Genomic DNA, 15963 nt, shown 5'->3' with positions numbered 1-15963 from the left:
TTCTTCTTTAGTATTGACTTCACTTTAAAAAGTGGAATCAACTTTTTTTTTACCAGAAAAGTTTCACAATAGAAAAAGGAGGTATGAAACATGGATTAGAGCTGACGTAATTCAAAAAAATCTGTGTAAATCTGTGAAATCCGTGGGACATAAAAAAATCCCACAGATTACACAGATTTACACAGATTCTTTATTGTTTACTTTATTAAAGTGGGCTCAGTATTATTATTTGATTTATTAAAACCGTTTATCTTATAGTTGTACCTTTACTGCCTTCCCGTCATATTCCACGCTCTTGCTTGCCTGCATAGGCTGATCGCCTGTTCCGCTATCAGCTCCCACCAGCACGATGTGGAATCTGCGATGCTTGAGCATTCCCTTATAACTACCCTTACGGGAGGCGATGCTCAGGGTTCTTCCTGCTTCATCCCACACAAACTTGATTTCAGAGAATTTACCCTTTTCGTAGTTATAGTTGTCGCCCTCGTCCTCATAGAGCGTAAACGTTCCATTGGCACCAGGATAGACACGGATTTCAAGCTCATCCCAAGGTTTCTCAGAACTGTATTGTACATCAGGACCGAATGGCAGAATGGTACCAGCCTTGATGAATACAGGCATGATGTCGATAGGACAAAGGCGCTGGATATCCTGGCCACCCTCATACAGAGCATTGCTCCAGAAATCATACCATTTATTACCCTTTGGCAAGTAAACATTCACAGGCGCAGCTGCCTTCCTTACATCAGGATAGATGGTATGGCCCTTCTTCTCCTTATCCTTCCAGGTGTATAAAGGATCGGTTACCGGCTTCACCAGAATGTTGCGGCCGAAGAGATACTCATCGTTCAGGCGGGAAGCCTTTTTGTCTGCCGCATAGTCCATCACCAGGGCACGCATCATGCTTCCGCTATTCTGCACGCAGTCGCCTGCTGTACTGTAAATATAAGGAAGGAGACGATAGCGCAGCTTGATGCTCTTAATCATGGCATCATAAGCCCAGTCGCCAGGCTTTCCGAATTCATACAGTTCGCTTACCATCGGTGCAGAACAGTGGTTGCGCATCAATGGCATGAAGGTTCCCCATTGCATCCAACGGGTCTGCAATTCCTGAACAGCAGGATTCTTAGGATTCTGTTCAAACTCCCAGTAGAAGAAACCACCCAGGTCGGTATTCCAGAAAGGAATGCCACAGAGCGAGAAGTTCAAACCCGATGGAATCTGATTCTTCATCTCGTTCCAGGAAGCTAACACATCGCCGCTCCAGCAGAGAGTGCCATAATGCTGTATACCAAAACTGCCGCTTCGGGTCATCTGGAGCGAACGCTTTTCGTTACCCTTCATCGCTCTCTGATGCTCATAGATGCTCTTGTTATGCAATAATGGGAAGGCGTTTTTCACTCCAAGCCATGAACCGTCGTAGGTCTGGTAGTTCTCATCACCCGGCTTCTCAAAATGGTCTGGTTCCGTAGAATCGGTCCACCAGGCATCGAATCCCATTTGGTAGAGATGAGAAAGATATTTCCAATAGAGGTCGCGAGCCTTCGGATTGAAAACATCGTATGGCATCACGCCATTGTTTCTTGGCCAGGTATCGAAAGGAAGGAGAGCATTCATCTTCTTCAGCTCACGATACTGTTCGGTCCAAGGACCAAAACTTGACCAAATGGAAATCATCAGGTGGGCATCGTTCTTATGAACATACTTCACCATCTCCTCCGGACTCTTCAGTCGAGGCTCTCCCTGTGCCTTCATCTGCTTCATATCAGTAGGAAGATACTTGGCATAAGCTGGGTCGCCCACCTTATTAATATAATATGGGTTCTGGAACTTCATCGCATTCCAGTTGGAATCGCATCCCCAATATTGCCAATCCTGCACGATGGCATCAGTAGGAATCTTCAGTTCACGATACTTGTCCAATACGCCTGCCAGTTCATCGCTGGTCTTATAGCGCTCGCGGCATTGCCAGAAGCCCATTGCCCATTTCGGGAACATCGTAGCCTGTCCGGTGAGTTCACGGATGCTGGCGATGACTCCATCCTGCGTACCATCCTTGTACATGAAATAGTAGTCAGCGCAGGTTCCCACTTCGCTGGTAAAGGAAGTGCATGATGGCTGGTTGCTATTGTTCCTGGATGCTACCACATCATTGAAATAGGTTTTTCCCGCATTGTCCCAGTAAAGACCATAGCCTTTCTCGCTGGTGAAATAAGGGATAGCAATGTAAGTGTTATGATTCCAGAGTTCAATATTCTGGCGGCCACGCTGATTCATGTAAACATCACGCAGCTGTCCCAAGCCATAGATGGCCTCGTCGTCGGCAAGACGGAAGTCCTGCTCTATGCGGTACTTACCCTTGTTGGCTTCATCCTTGCGGGCTTCCAGACGGGTCTTCGTATCGGTAAGAAGCAGTTTTCCATCCTTCGAAAGGAAACGGATTTCGCCTGTCTGCTGATTCAGTTCGACGGAAATGAAACTAGACTTAATATTTACAATATCCCCGTTTTCCTGTATTTGAATACCCTTCATCTGCTGAGGTTTCAAGATGACAGAATAGCTTTTCTTCTGAACGGAAGCACCAACACCGGCATCTGATTTCAAGATACGGACGATGGATGGTGAATAGAATTCGATGGTTACATTCTGCTGAGCCACCTGACGGGTGATGGACTTGGCAGCCGCACCTTTCTGGGTGCTTGCCACCTTTACGCTCTTGGCGCTGAGTTCACTTGGAACACCAACGGCAGCGATGCCCAAAAGGGCAATGAGAGATAAATTTCTTAGCATACTTTTGTTTATTTTATTAGAGGGTTTATGATTTATCCAATTCCAAATACATAGGATTGGATTTCTGCTGCAAAGGTAATGCTAAATGTTAGAAAAGGGATAAAACAAATGATGATTCGAGTGATACATTTGTTGAATCATACCGAAAAAGCCCCTTCCAAGGCTATTCCGGCACGATTTATCTATATTCTGAAGGCAATACGCCAAATTCCTTCTTAAAACACTTTGTGAAATAACTGGGCGAACTGAAGCCCGTCCTCTCCGCAATTTCATTCACGGTGAGTTTGCCTTCCTGAAGCAAAGAAGCTGCACGATGAAGGCGGATACTGCGGATAAATGCAACAGGTGTAGTATCGATCAGAGCCGTCAGCTTTTTATAAAGTCCCGTCCGCTCCATGCAGAGGTCCCTCGCCAGTTGCTCTACACCATATTCGCCATCTTCAAGATGCTGTTCTACCAGAGCACGCACCTGAAGTATCAGCTCGGGCTCCTGATTAAGAGTTTCGGCTGTTTCCTGCTGCTGGCTATCCGCTGGCAATAAAGGAACTTCATCTTTAATAGAATCAGTATTTATTACATTTATCCTCTTTCTTCTACGAAGATAAAGAGTGATAATGCCCACCAAAGTCGCAAGGAAGACAACAAAGCCAGCTATCGCCCATCCCGACTTCCACCAGGGCTGGTCTATCGTAAAAAAGAGACCCAACATAGGCGAAACATAGATTAAACCATCGTGATAGGTTCCCAGCCAGATGGCTCCTTCCTTATCCCGATAAACTGTATTGATGCCCGTGGTGAGCGATTTTCCATCAGGTAAAGACAATTCCCTTACCTCGCGTGGAGTAGTTCCCAACTTGAAGTCGAACATCAGATAACCATGCTGACTGCTGATCAAAGCCTGATTGTCTGATGACATATTCAATGTATGCAAGATGTAATCGCATGCGAATATCCTGGCAAACTTCCGGGTTTCCGGATTAAAATGCAGGAAAATGGAAGCATCCGCCTTGTTCTTCTCACCACGTCCGGTCCTAATCTGGTAAAACTGTCCGCTCAGCGTCTGAATAGTGAGCGAGGTATTCCGATAATGCTGAGCTTCGGCTGTTGAATAGGCAGAAGCGGCATAAACAAGCTTATCTTTCTGAAAAACCGCCACGATTCCCGAATCCATGAAAGCATAAACCTGTTTGCCATCGGTATCCAAATCCTGCAGATACCCCCATTCCTTCTTCAAATGAATCAGATTACCATCCTGCGTATTGAGCAGCGAATCACCCATAACAACCCAGACATTCTTCCTGCTATCTACAAACAGGTCCTGAATAGCATTCCCAGTAGGAGTGTTTGGGATTATCCTCATCTTATTCTCTTTTCCATTTTCTGGCAGAGAATCAAGGGGATGCTCCTGAAGTCTGCCCTCTGCAAGCTGAATACAGAATATCTTCTGATATTCCTTTACCCAAAGTCTATCCTGGCTATCAGCATAAAGATGCGTCTGCCCCTTGTATTTCGTGATGCTTTCTGCCTTTTCTGCAGGAAGAGGGATAAAGGTGAAACGCCTTCCATTGTAGAGATTGATGCCCTTGCGAGTTCTCACTGCCAACCTGCCATCTGCCAACTGTATCATCTGTAGGATACAATTATCAGAAAGGCCCTGTTGGGTATTGAGCACATAGAAATAATCGTTTGTCTCTACCTTCTGGGCTGAACCGGTAAGTATCCAGCCCCAAAAGCAGAGGAAAACGATGCATAGTTTGATGATATATGGTTTATAACTTCTCATGGATTCTTAAGAAGGCTGACACCTCGCGTTTTGCCAGGTATCTACCTTCTTCTTTTATTTATTCTTTACGATATCCAAAGTCATCTTGCCAACCCAGATAGCGCTCTTGCCGTTCTGGTCGATTGGCACCGGTTTGCCATCGAGATTATTCAGATACTCCAACTGCTTGAAGTAGGTATGGCTATGACCGCCCAGTATCAGGTCGATGTCACGGGTGGCTGGGGCTACCTCAGAATCGTCGATGCCATCTATCTTCCAGCCCAGGTGGGAGATGCAGATGATGACATCACACTTCTCTTTCTTCTTCAATATCTCTGTCATTTCCTTTGCCTTGGCGATAGGATCGAGATACTTGATGCAGCCATAGTTGGCTTCAATTACCAGACCGGCAAGTTCCGGACACAAGCCGAAAACGCCAATCTTCAGTCCCTTGCGCTTGATAATGGTGTAAGGCTTTACGATATTTGCCAGTTCGGTACCGGTGAAATCATAGTTGGAGCAGACGATAGGAAACTTCGCCATCTTGAAGATGCGCACCATGTTGTCGATTCCGAAATCAAACTCATGATTTCCGATGGTAGCAGCATCATATTTCATCTCGTTCATCAATCCTACTTCCACATCTCCCTTGAAGAGAGAGTAATAAGGTGAACCCTGTGAGAAATCGCCACTGTCAAAGAGCAGCAAGTCGGGATTCGCCTTACGTTCCTGACTGATCATCGCCACCCTACGGAGGAAACCGCCACGATTGGCGGTTGCCGTATCTGCGAGATTCGGATTGATGGGCATCACGCATGAATGCGTATCGTTGGTATGGAGCACTACGAGCTGCTTTACCACCTTTGCCTCTTTCTTAGTTTTAGCCTGAACGGCTGCCGGCTGCATCATGAAGGATGCCAGAGCCAGACCTATATATAATAATGTATGTTTCATCAGAATTATCAACTATAAACTATTAACTATCAACTATTCTACCACGCAGCGGCCTTCAATCTTAGATTCCACCACCTTGCCCTGTGCCTGCATCTCACGGAAATAATTCATGATGATGTAGCGCACATTGTTCTCTTTCTGCTTAGGAGCAAAGACATCGGTTCCGCTCTTGAAGGCTACGAGCTGGTCATTACCTTCGGCAAGATAATCGAGGGTTGCAACACGGTAACTCTTCTCCGGATCAACTGGTTCACCGTTCAGCGTAACGCTCTTCAACTTGCCATCCTTGGTGATAACCATTCTTACAGCATGGCTCAAGCCTTCGCCGCCACGATGAGCTATCTGCTGGAAAAGCTCCAGAACCTTATCGCCCTTCAGGGTCAGGAAACAGATTTTGTTCTCGAAAGGAGCCATATCGTTCACATCGCCTACAGTAACCTTACCCTTGGCAAGATTAGAACGGATGCCACCCATATTGTAAACAGCGAAAACCGGCTGTTCTTCAAACTGCTTGCCACCCCATACCAGGATGTCACAGAGCAAGTTACTGAGTTCGCTCTCCGGACGGTGACGGGTCATATCATGAGCAATATGACCAACAACAGGGCCCATGATACTATCTACCTTACTCTTATAAGGAGCGATAAACCTGGCAGCCTCAGCATCAGGCTGTGCATCCCATTTCTGATCAACCAATATTCGGGTTCTCTCCACCTTCGCCACCTTGTATTTCTGGGCGAAAGCCGGACTTGCCATCAGCAGCATCACCGTTGATGCAAGTGCCACCTTCATACCATTCTTTTTCTTCATATTTATTGTTATCTTAATGTTTTGGAGTGCAAAAATACAAAATAAATCTGTGAAATCCGTGAAATCTGTGGGAAAAGACGCTGACCAGAAAGAAAAATAGTTAAATCTGCGAGAAAAAAGAAAGAAAGTGTCTGAAAATTTGCGAGATACAAGAAAAAGTAGTAACTTTGCACCCGCTTTTCGGCGTAACCGCTGTTGTCTGGGCAGAAGTGTTGTCCAAGTCCATGTTGCGTTGGAACGACAAACAATTTTTAATTTTATACAAAAAATGGATTTGATTAAAGTTGCTGAAGAAGCATTTGCAACCGGCAAGAAGTTCCCTGAGTTCAAGGCAGGTGATACTATCACAGTCGCTTACAAAATCGTCGAGGGTACTAAGGAGCGTATCCAGCTCTATCGTGGTGTTGTTATCAAGATCTCTGGTCATGGTGACAAGAAGCGTTTCACAGTTCGCAAGATGTCTGGTACTGTAGGTGTTGAGCGTATCTTCCCTATCGAGTCACCAGCTATCGATTCTATCGAGGTGAACAAGCGTGGTAAGGTTCGTCGCGCTAAGTTGTATTACTTGCGTAAGCTTACTGGTAAGAAGGCTCGTATCGCTGAGAAGAAGACTGTAGCTAAGGGTGCAGAATAATTTTTCTTAGGAGACCTAATCAGAAAAAAATAAAGGGAATCCAGTCTCACGACCGGATTCCCTTTTTTATATCTACAATCTTATACCGAAAAACAACTATTCTTTACAATAAAATAAATCATGGCAGCCTACTAAACCAACCATGCTCCATTCTTTTATTTTTCGCCCGCATCATAATTCACGAGCCCATCCTCCGTGCCGTGTAAAGCACCTTGGAAATCATCCCAACTCTGGAATCCGGCAAGCAGCGCCAGCTTGTCCAAAGTCTGGCGGGAAGGCTTCTCCTTCCCTTTCAAAACATCCCACATTTTGTGGAAAACATGCGCCTTGCCAACCTTCTTTTCTATGTGTTCAGCAAGGACTTTCAAATCCTGTTTCATAACAATCCTCTCATATTTACTAACTGGGAACAAAAGTACTGAAAAAGAATGAAACTGAGTACATTTTTCCCGACTTTTTTATGTTTTGGGGTAAAAAAAGTGCTTTATATCATAAAAATGCTGTTTTTTAGGGCTTTTTACGAAACAGAAGTCCAATATCTCAATCATTTTTTGTAACTTTGCGCCAAATTCCAAAATACATTTCTTAGAAGATGAAAGAATTAGCACTTAAGTACGGATGTAATCCAAATCAGAAACCTTCTCGCATCTATATGGATGACGGAAGGGAGCTTCCTATCGAAGTGATCAACGGCCGTCCTGGCTACATCAACTTCCTGGATGCCTTCAATTCCTGGCAATTGGTCAAGGAGCTCAAGGCTGCTACAGGAATGCCTGCTGCCGCTAGTTTCAAACACGTTTCTCCTGCCGGTGCAGCTATCGGCTTGCCTCTGAGCGACACATTGAAGAAGATTTACTTCGTTGATGATGTCAAGTTTGAGCTCTCTCCATTGGCTTGTGCCTATGCTCGTGCCCGTGGCGCTGACCGCATGTGCTCTTATGGCGACTTTGTTGCGCTGAGCGATGTATGCGACGAGGCTACAGCCCTCCTCATCAAGCGTGAGGTGAGCGATGGTGTCATTGCTCCAGGCTATACTCCTGAGGCTATCGAGGTTCTGAAGGAAAAGCGCAAGGGTACCTACTGCGTTATCAAGATTGATCCTGACTATGTGCCAGCTCCTGTCGAGCACAAGCAGGTGTTCGGTGTTACCTTCGAACAGGGACGCAACGAGGTGAAGCTCGATGATCCTGCTCTCTTCGAGGATGTTCCTACCAAGAACAAGACTTTCACTCCTGAGGCTAAGCGCGATCTGATTATCTCGCTCATCACCCTGAAGTATACTCAGAGTAACTCTGTATGCTACGTAAAGGATGGTCAGGCTATCGGTATCGGTGCCGGTCAGCAGAGCCGTATCCACTGTACCCGTCTGGCTGGTTCTAAGGCTGATGAATGGTGGTTGCGCCAGTGTCCTAAGGTGATGAACCTGCCTTTCAAGGAGAAGATCCGTCGTGCCGACCGCGACAACACCATCAATGTCTATATCTCTGATGAGTGGGAGGATGTATTGCAGGACGGCGTTTGGGAGCAGTTCTTTACTGAGAAGCCTGAGCCATTGACCCGCGAGGAGAAGAAGGCTTGGATTGCACAGAACAAGGGTGTATCATTAGGTAGTGATGCTTTCTTCCCATTCGGCGACAATATTGAGCGTGCTCACAAGAGTGGTGTTGAATACATAGCAGAAGCAGGCGGTAGTATCCGTGACGATAACGTTATTGATACCTGCGACAAGTACGGCATCGCTATGGCGTTTACTCACGTTCGCCTATTCCATCACTAATTTATTATATAATTAAGGTATATGAGTGACATTGACGATATTATCATGGGCGGTATGGTCTTCAAGGGCGGTGGTGGTCCTAAGAAGGATGACGACGACAAGGTGAAGACCAAAGCCAAGAAGAAAAAGTACATAACGGGTGCTCACGGTAGTGGCTCTGCCCGTCAGAAGGCAAAGTATCGCCAGCAGAGAGCCAATCGTAAATCCCAGAAGAAGAAATAATACTTCTCTATCATAAATACATGTTTCGCCCGTGTGCTGTATGATAACAGCGCACGGGCGAACTGTTTTCTGATAGCAGGAGCCATGAATAGAGTACTGGCAAGCGAAAGACAGGATACTAGTATTCGAAGAACAGCCCACTAGCTACATAGACGCTAGTGGGCTGTTCTTCTTAAACAGTCATCAAATTCCAGGGGAAGAGTAAAACGGTTACTGGTTCTTTACACTCTTAACGCCCCTGCCCTTCGTTAGATGAAGGGTTACAGGCTTCAATTGATGCTTGCCGTGGTCATAAATGATGGCTGGGTCCAGTCGTCTACCATCAAAGCTAACCTCGAAATGAAGGTGCTCTGTGGTTGCCCTACCGGTGCGGCCCGTCAAACCGATTACCTGACCAGCCTTTACCTTATCGCCCTTCTTCACCTTGTTCCTACTCTGATGGCTGTAGAGCGTCTCGAAACCATAAGCATGCCTGATACGGATGCAGTTGCCGTAACCATAGTAGGGACCTGATGCAACAACCGTACCGTCAAAGGCAGCCACAATCTCATCATTCGGGCACGTCTTGAGGTCAACCCCAGAATGGCGGCGCTTGCCACCATAAGGACTGATTACCTTGGCACCCGGCAAAGGATAAGCCCAGGCTGTCTTTTCTATCTTCTCCAAATCAAGCTCGAAAGTATTGGTAATGGTAAACGGATCATGAACCTCATCAGGGTCGAGCGTCATTCCATCTCCTATTCTACCCTTTTTCTTGCCAGATGCCTCCTTGTCAGCCTCAGCATTTCTTCCTACAGAAGAATCCTTGCCACCGATAACCGAAGCGATGACACGGGCACCATGCTTGCGGAACTGCACCGTCTGGCGGCGCAACTTATGTGATTTCAACTCTACGAAAGTTTCAGGATTCAACCTACCGCCATTCACCATAATAGAGAAGTCGCAATAAGTTTCACCCTCCTTAGAGCCAACAATGGCAATCGTCTGTCCGGCATCCACATGCTGTCCTACCTTAACCAGGTTCTCGGCATTGTTGGCATAAACGGTTTCCAGACCGCAATCGTGGCGGACCACGATGACATTACCCATTGATTCCGACTTTCTGGAAAGTCGCACATAACCTTCGAGCATCGCCTTGACAGCATCGCCTTTAGAGGTAGAGATACGCAACACATGATTGTTCAGAAGGGTTGCTTTGCCCACAGGAAGCGGGAAGGAATATTCCTTAGCACGGAATATCTCAAAGTCTACATTAAATGCCTGACTCTGGGCAAAGAGACCGGGTGTTGCAATACTCACCTGCTGCTGTTCGGCTGCCGTGAATACATTTTTAGCGGGCATAAAACTGCTCAGCGAGAACACCATGAGTCCTGCCACAGCCAATAGCCGCAATCCTTTTTTCATTCTTTTCATTATTTACTTTTTCTTTCGGATTTTCAAAATATTCTATAAACTATAAACTATTAACTGAAAAACATCCATTTCTCCCTCTCCGTTCTTACAGAAAAGGAAAAATGGATGTTATCTTGAAAACTATCTGATACTTACCAGCTACCAGGCTTTTACTTCAACAAGATGCCTGTATAGATTCTGCCACTCTCTGTACCCAGCTTTCTGGCAGAGAAGTACTCATCGCTGTGGGCAAAGGTACAGATGCCACAATCCTGGATATTCTCTTCGGCCACTCCACAATGCAGAAGTATCTGTCTGTTGCAGAGCGGAAGATTGAGATGCCATTTCAGCGGCTGCACGATATTACCCTCAGCAGCCAGGCGCTCACGCTCAGCAGGATCAACCGAGAAGGCGGCATTAGGACGCTGTTCGGCAATCTCTTCCATAGGGAAAGCTGCCTGCTCGAACGCCTCGTAAACTTCATCGCCCACCTCGAAATGGTCGAGCGAAATGCCCGGACCTATCACCGCCTTCAACTTATTCGGGTCGGTATGATAGGTAAACGCCATCTCCTGAATGGTTTTATGCACGATGCGGGCCAGCGTACCACGCCAGCCGGCATGGATGGCAGCCACAGCATGATGCTCCTCATCATAAAGAAGCACAGGGATGCAATCGGCAGTAGAAACACCGATACATACACCTTTCTGGTCAGTCATCACGGCATCTACACCTTCGAGCACCATCTTGCGGATATTCTCAGGCATGGTGAGAAACTCACCGGCAATATTGCGCACCTCTACTCCATGCACCTGATGGGGCATGATGATATGGGCTGTATCAATACCCAACTCTGTGGCAAGACGCTTGCGGTTTTCAGCCACATGTTCTGCATTGTCACCGCAAAACTCATTGATATTAAATTCGCCATAGTTGCCCTGGCTTACTCCTCCCTTGCGGGTAGTAGAGAAAGCCATGACGCCAGCGGCTACCTGATATTCTTTGATCATAACATTTACTCGTATTCGAAATCATCGAGGTCGTCAACATCCTCGATTTCATCCTCATCAATATATTCTACTACATCCTCGCCCTCTGCAGCCAGTTCCTGCTGGAAGCGAGACATATCCTTGTCACGGTGAACAAGCGTATCTTCGGCAGTAATCTCCTGAAGCTTGTTGCTCTCTGAATTGAGTTCCTTCCAGAGCACGTCCTTCAGTTCCTGGATACCCTGTCCGGTAACAGACGAGATGAAGACCACCGGAAGATCGGTAGGCAAGGTTTCCTTGAGCATTTCAATCAGTTCTTCGTCGAGCAGATCGCACTTGGTGATAGCCAGCACGCGATGCTTGTCGAGCATCTCCGGATTGAAGTTCTTCAGTTCGCCCAGCAATACTTCATATTCTTTCTTGATGTCGTCAGTATCGCCCGGAACCATGAAGAGCAGCAGAGAGTTACGCTCAATATGGCGGAGGAATCGCAAGCCCAAACCTTTTCCTTCGCTCGCGCCCTCGATGATGCCAGGAATATCAGCCATGACAAAACTCTGGTGATCGCGATAATCTACGATACCCAGCGATGGTTCGAGCGTAGTAAACGGATAGTTTGCAATCTTAGGACGGGCACTTGATACGGCACTCAGCAAAGTTGACTTACCGGCATTAGGGAAACCTACCAGACCTACATCGGCAAGGAGCTTGAGCTCCATGATGATGGTCATCTCCTGCATAGGTTCGCCCGGCTGTGCATAGCGAGGAGCCTGGTTGGTAGAGGTACGGAACTGGAAGTTTCCCAATCCGCCACGACCGCCCTTGAGGAGCAGAACTTCCTGCCCGTCATAAGCCACATCGCATACAAACTTGCCTGTTTCGGCATTATAAACCACGGTACCGCAAGGCACATCGATATAAATATCCTTGCCATCGGTTCCATGACACTTATCACGGCCACCATTTCCACCATGCTCGGCAAAGAAGTGGCGCTGATACTTGAGGTGCAGCAACGTCCAGTAGTTATGGTTGCCGCGGAGATAGATGCTTCCTCCACGTCCGCCGTCGCCACCGTCAGGACCGCCGTTAGGCTGGTACTTTACGTGGCGCAGGTGCATGGAGCCCTTGCCACCCTTACCAGAGCGGCATTGTATCTTTACGTAGTCTACGAAATTGGATTCAGCCATTTATTCTTTTCTTTTTATTTATTTAATGAATAAATCTTCCCCACCATAGCGGGGAAGATTCTTTATCTTGATTACAAGTTGTCGATTACATTGCAAACACGAGCGAAGATCTCATCTACAGTACCGAGGCCCTCGATGTGGTGATGAATGCCTTCCTTCTCATACCAGTCGATGAGCGGAGCAGTCTGTGTATGATAAACATTGAGACGCTTCTTGATAGTCTCCTCATTATCATCAGAACGGCCGCTTTCCTTACCGCGGTTAATCAGGCGAGCCATCAGCTCATCCTCAGGAACAGCCAACTCAATCATCGCAGCAATCTTATGACCACGCTCAGAAAGCATCTTCTTCAGAGCCTCAGCCTGTGGAGTGGTACGTGGGAAACCGTCGAAGATTACACCAGCGTGATCCTTACCGAAGCTATCGTATACACTTGCGAGGATGTCAATCATCAACTCGTCTGGAATCAACTGACCATTGTCGATATAACCCTTAGCTGTCTTACCAAGTTCTGTACCGTTCTTGATTTCGTTACGAAGTACATCACCTGTAGAAATGTGACCGAGACCATACTTCTCGATCATCTTGTCGCTCTGTGTGCCTTTACCTGCACCTGGAGCGCCGAAAATTACGATATTTTTCATTTTTACCTTAATATATATATAAAATATTTATGTTGTGTCAGAAACTTAACTATATTTATTAACCCACTTCTGCCCCTTTGGAGACAAAAGAACTGCAAAAACAATTCCAAAGAGAACTGTTACAACGCCTAAGAAAAATAATGCATCCATTTTATGTCCCCCTATTCTTCTACAATGGTGTAGATGTCGCGGAGGTTTCTGCCTTCTTGGTCATAATCCAATCCATATCCTACGATGAAATCGTTAGGGATTTCCATAACAGCATAGTTGATATCAAGATCAACCTTCAAGTTGCCTGGTTTCACGAGGAGGGAACAAACCTCAACGCTGGCTGGGTTCATCTTCTTCAGGTCTTCAATCATGTGAGCCATGGTGAAACCGGAATCTACGATGTCCTCTACGATAACCACGTGGCGGCCTGCCAAATCCTGGTTCAAACCCATCAGGGTCTTCATGCTGCCCGTAGAGGAGGTACCCTCGTAAGAAGCATACTTCACGAATGAAATCTCGCTTGGCACGGTAATCATTCGCATCAAGTCGGCTGCAAAGATAAATGCGCCGTTCAATACTGCCAGGAAGACAGGTTTCTTGCCTGCATAATCCTTGTTCAGACGGTCTGCTACGACCTGTACTTTCTTCAGAATCTCAGCCTCAGGAATCGATGTCTTGAAGCTCTTATCCTTGATCTTTACTATGCTCATAGTCTGTTCTATAATAATATTTTCTGCAAAATTACGAAAAAAACATGAAACTTCGTGCTTTCATCAACTATTTTTTGTACTTTTGCATGAAAATAACCGTTTATCTGCATGAGTTGACAAATTATCACGACAGTTCGCGCAGATAATACTAAGATTATCAGATAATATGAAGATTTTCACAAGCGCTCAGATTCATGAGTTGGATAAATACACCATTGAGCACGAACCTATCAGTTCGCTCAACCTGATGGAACGTGCAGCCAAAGCGCTGACACGCGCCATAGAAGAGGAATGGTCTAACCGCACTCCAGTAGTTGTTTTCGCCGGTCCGGGAAATAACGGCGGCGATGCACTTGCTGTGGCGAGAATGCTCAGCGAGGATGGATATGATGTAAGTGTATACCTCTTTAATGTACAGAATAAACTGTCGGCAGACTGTCTTGCCAACAAGAAACGTCTGCTGGATGCAAAGAGAGTGAAATTTACTGAGATTACCACCAACCTGGACCCTCCTAAGCTCAATGCAGAAACGCTGGTGGTGGACGGACTCTTTGGAAGCGGACTCAACAAACCATTGGCTGGCGGATTCGCCGCGATGGTGAAATATATCAACCAGAGTCCTGCCAAGGTAGTAAGCATCGATATCCCTTCGGGACTGATGACCGAGGACAATTCCTATAATATTCATGCCAACATCATCCGTGCCAGTCTGACCCTTACCCTACAGCAGAAGAAACTGTCGATGCTGATGGCGGATAACCAGCAGTACCTAGGCAGACTGCGCGTTCTCGACATCCGACTTTCCCAGGAATTCATCCAAAATACGGAGTGCCGGTGCCGCATACTCGAAGAGAACGACATCCGTCCGCTCCTGAAATCGCGCAGCGACTTTGCTCATAAAGGCAGCATGGGTAATGCGCTGCTCATAGCGGGAAGTTACGGCATGAGCGGTGCTTCGGTATTAGCCACCAAGGCTTGTCTGAGAACCGGTGCGGGCAAGGTAACAGCCCATACCCCAAAGCGGAATTATGAAATCATGCAGATTTCGGTACCTGAAGCGGTACTGCAGATGGATGCTGAAGAAACCATATTCAGCGAACCGGTAGATACAGAGATGTTCGATGCGCTGGGCGTAGGTCCCGGATTGGGACAGAACGAGACAACAGCCATCGCCCTCATCGCCCAACTGCGCCGTGCTACCTGTCCGCTCGTCATTGATGCCGATGCGCTCAATATTCTTTCCAGCCACAGGGCGTGGATGCAGCAGTTGCCAAAGAATATCATCATGACACCTCATCCGAAGGAGTTCGACCGGCTTGCCGGCAATGCGAGCAGCAGCTGTACCGAAAGACTGATGAAGGCAAGCGAACTGGCTGAACGCCTCCAGGCATACATTATTTTAAAGGGACATTATTCTGCACTCTGCCACCCTGACGGAAAGATAGACTTCTGCAGTACGGGCAACAGCGGTATGGCTACAGCAGGCAGCGGTGATGTACTGACAGGCATCATCACCGGTCTTCTGGCTAGAGGATACAAACAGGAAGATGCCTGTAGCCTGGGTATGCATCTTCATGGTCTGGCTGGCGATCTTGCAGCCAAAGATCTGGGTAAAGAGAGCCTCATCGCCAGCGACATTATACAGTATCTTCCGAAAGCATTTCTCAGATTGGAAGAATAATGATCAAGAAATAAGAATATCCATAAAAGTCAGGAGTTCTCGGCTTCTGACTTTTTTACTTGTTTCTGCGCATCATAGAACCTTACTTCCAAGGTTCGCCTCAAATCGTCGCGACGGTCCATATTCAACTTTTTGCGGATATGGCAACGCTGGCTGGTGATATTTGATTCACTCTTATTGAGTTCTGCACAAATTTCCTTTAAAGTATGCCCCTGAAGAATCAGCTTGCATATTTCCTTTTCGCTGAACGTAAGCCCATCACAAACCTGATCCCATGCCACTCTATTCAATTCTTCATTATCCTTAATTCCGCAACACTATAATTTAATATTTTTTATAAGCACCTGAGCAACAAAAAGTTGCTCAGGATTTTGCCATGTCAGAAATTTCACTTATCTTAGTGTTGCAAATAAAAAACAA

Annotated in this window: 15 protein-coding genes; 4 read left to right on the top strand and 11 right to left on the bottom strand. The window is 46.5% G+C overall.

What is annotated here, in order from left to right:
- Nucleotides 1–252: 252 nt before the first annotated feature.
- The 4 genes from KUA46_RS15080 to KUA46_RS15065 form a co-directional block, all read right to left on the bottom strand.
- Nucleotides 253–2790 carry a glycoside hydrolase family 31 protein gene (locus tag KUA46_RS15080; protein WP_218487359.1) on the bottom strand — a complete coding sequence of 846 codons (2538 nt, stop codon included), beginning with the start codon at nucleotides 2788–2790 and terminating at the stop codon, nucleotides 253–255.
- 178 nt (nucleotides 2791–2968) lie between these two features.
- Entirely contained in the window at nucleotides 2969–4573 is a 1605-nt protein-coding gene (locus KUA46_RS15075) for a helix-turn-helix domain-containing protein (RefSeq protein WP_218487358.1), read from the bottom strand.
- Between the two features lie 54 nt (nucleotides 4574–4627).
- Entirely contained in the window at nucleotides 4628–5461 is an 834-nt protein-coding gene (locus tag KUA46_RS15070; RefSeq protein ID WP_420377697.1) for a bifunctional metallophosphatase/5'-nucleotidase, read from the bottom strand.
- A gap of 78 nt (nucleotides 5462–5539) precedes the next feature.
- Nucleotides 5540–6316, bottom strand: coding sequence for a 5'-nucleotidase C-terminal domain-containing protein (locus KUA46_RS15065; RefSeq protein ID WP_373122585.1), 777 nt, complete (start codon nucleotides 6314–6316; stop codon nucleotides 5540–5542).
- A gap of 268 nt (nucleotides 6317–6584) precedes the next feature.
- Between KUA46_RS15065 and rplS the strand changes: the two genes are divergently transcribed.
- Complete coding sequence (rplS, locus tag KUA46_RS15060) at nucleotides 6585–6950, top strand: 50S ribosomal protein L19 (RefSeq protein WP_117695693.1); 366 nt, start codon at nucleotides 6585–6587, stop codon at nucleotides 6948–6950.
- A gap of 155 nt (nucleotides 6951–7105) precedes the next feature.
- Here rplS and KUA46_RS15055 read toward each other — a convergent pair whose 3' ends face one another.
- Nucleotides 7106–7330, bottom strand: a complete 225-nt coding sequence (locus KUA46_RS15055; protein WP_022122172.1) for a hypothetical protein — start codon at nucleotides 7328–7330, stop codon at nucleotides 7106–7108.
- A gap of 212 nt (nucleotides 7331–7542) precedes the next feature.
- On the opposite strand from KUA46_RS15055, the gene KUA46_RS15050 reads away from it, so the two are divergent.
- Nucleotides 7543–8727, top strand: coding sequence for a phosphoribosylaminoimidazolecarboxamide formyltransferase (locus tag KUA46_RS15050; protein WP_022122171.1), 1185 nt, complete (start codon nucleotides 7543–7545; stop codon nucleotides 8725–8727).
- A gap of 21 nt (nucleotides 8728–8748) precedes the next feature.
- Entirely contained in the window at nucleotides 8749–8949 is a 201-nt protein-coding gene (locus KUA46_RS15045; RefSeq protein WP_006848784.1) for a hypothetical protein, read from the top strand.
- A 210-nt stretch (nucleotides 8950–9159) separates the two neighbouring features.
- On the opposite strand, the gene KUA46_RS15040 is transcribed toward KUA46_RS15045, so the two are convergent.
- From KUA46_RS15040 to hpt, 5 genes are all read right to left on the bottom strand, one after another.
- Complete coding sequence (locus KUA46_RS15040) at nucleotides 9160–10353, bottom strand: peptidoglycan DD-metalloendopeptidase family protein (protein WP_153138210.1); 1194 nt, start codon at nucleotides 10351–10353, stop codon at nucleotides 9160–9162.
- 158 nt (nucleotides 10354–10511) lie between these two features.
- A complete protein-coding gene (gene pgeF, locus KUA46_RS15035) occupies nucleotides 10512–11351 on the bottom strand; it encodes a peptidoglycan editing factor PgeF (protein WP_218487356.1) in 840 nt (279 codons plus the stop codon).
- 5 nt (nucleotides 11352–11356) lie between these two features.
- A complete protein-coding gene (gene obgE, locus KUA46_RS15030) occupies nucleotides 11357–12517 on the bottom strand; it encodes a GTPase ObgE (RefSeq protein WP_006848787.1) in 1161 nt (386 codons plus the stop codon).
- Nucleotides 12518–12588: 71 nt separating this feature from the next.
- Nucleotides 12589–13161, bottom strand: a complete 573-nt coding sequence (locus KUA46_RS15025; RefSeq protein WP_022122168.1) for an adenylate kinase — start codon at nucleotides 13159–13161, stop codon at nucleotides 12589–12591.
- Between the two features lie 161 nt (nucleotides 13162–13322).
- Nucleotides 13323–13862, bottom strand: a complete 540-nt coding sequence (gene hpt, locus KUA46_RS15020; protein ID WP_022122167.1) for a hypoxanthine phosphoribosyltransferase — start codon at nucleotides 13860–13862, stop codon at nucleotides 13323–13325.
- Between the two features lie 166 nt (nucleotides 13863–14028).
- Here hpt and KUA46_RS15015 point away from each other — a divergent pair, with 166 nt between their 5' ends.
- A complete protein-coding gene (locus KUA46_RS15015) occupies nucleotides 14029–15543 on the top strand; it encodes an NAD(P)H-hydrate dehydratase (protein WP_153093132.1) in 1515 nt (504 codons plus the stop codon).
- Between the two features lie 29 nt (nucleotides 15544–15572).
- Here the strand turns inward: KUA46_RS15015 and KUA46_RS15010 are convergent, their stop codons facing one another.
- Nucleotides 15573–15824, bottom strand: coding sequence for a helix-turn-helix transcriptional regulator (locus tag KUA46_RS15010; RefSeq protein WP_218487355.1), 252 nt, complete (start codon nucleotides 15822–15824; stop codon nucleotides 15573–15575).
- Between the last annotated feature and the right edge of the window lie 139 nt (nucleotides 15825–15963).

The sequence above is a fragment of the Segatella copri genome (genome assembly GCF_019249765.2).
GTDB lineage: Bacteria > Bacteroidota > Bacteroidia > Bacteroidales > Bacteroidaceae > Prevotella > Prevotella copri_K.
The sequence above is the reverse complement of the archived record's forward strand: the minus strand, read 5'-3'. Positions and strand labels throughout refer to the sequence as shown.

Bases quoted from the DNA above. Each gene is read 5' to 3' on its own strand.
- KUA46_RS15075 (WP_218487358.1), bottom strand. From the start codon at position 4,573: ATGAGAAGTTATAAACCATATATCATCAAACTATGCATCGTTTTCCTC.
- KUA46_RS15070 (WP_420377697.1), bottom strand. From the start codon at position 5,461: ATGATGCAGCCGGCAGCCGTTCAGGCTAAAACTAAGAAAGAGGCAAAG.
- pgeF (WP_218487356.1), bottom strand. From the start codon at position 11,351: ATGATCAAAGAATATCAGGTAGCCGCTGGCGTCATGGCTTTCTCTACT.
- hpt (WP_022122167.1), bottom strand. From the start codon at position 13,862: ATGAGCATAGTAAAGATCAAGGATAAGAGCTTCAAGACATCGATTCCT.
- KUA46_RS15080 (WP_218487359.1), bottom strand. From the start codon at position 2,790: ATGCTAAGAAATTTATCTCTCATTGCCCTTTTGGGCATCGCTGCCGTT.
- KUA46_RS15040 (WP_153138210.1), bottom strand. From the start codon at position 10,353: ATGAAAAAAGGATTGCGGCTATTGGCTGTGGCAGGACTCATGGTGTTC.
- KUA46_RS15065 (WP_373122585.1), bottom strand. From the start codon at position 6,316: ATGAAGAAAAAGAATGGTATGAAGGTGGCACTTGCATCAACGGTGATG.
- KUA46_RS15050 (WP_022122171.1), top strand. From the start codon at position 7,543: ATGAAAGAATTAGCACTTAAGTACGGATGTAATCCAAATCAGAAACCT.
- KUA46_RS15015 (WP_153093132.1), top strand. From the start codon at position 14,029: ATGAAGATTTTCACAAGCGCTCAGATTCATGAGTTGGATAAATACACC.
- rplS (WP_117695693.1), top strand. From the start codon at position 6,585: ATGGATTTGATTAAAGTTGCTGAAGAAGCATTTGCAACCGGCAAGAAG.
- obgE (WP_006848787.1), bottom strand. From the start codon at position 12,517: ATGGCTGAATCCAATTTCGTAGACTACGTAAAGATACAATGCCGCTCT.
- KUA46_RS15025 (WP_022122168.1), bottom strand. From the start codon at position 13,161: ATGAAAAATATCGTAATTTTCGGCGCTCCAGGTGCAGGTAAAGGCACA.
- KUA46_RS15045 (WP_006848784.1), top strand. From the start codon at position 8,749: ATGAGTGACATTGACGATATTATCATGGGCGGTATGGTCTTCAAGGGC.
- KUA46_RS15055 (WP_022122172.1), bottom strand. From the start codon at position 7,330: ATGAAACAGGATTTGAAAGTCCTTGCTGAACACATAGAAAAGAAGGTT.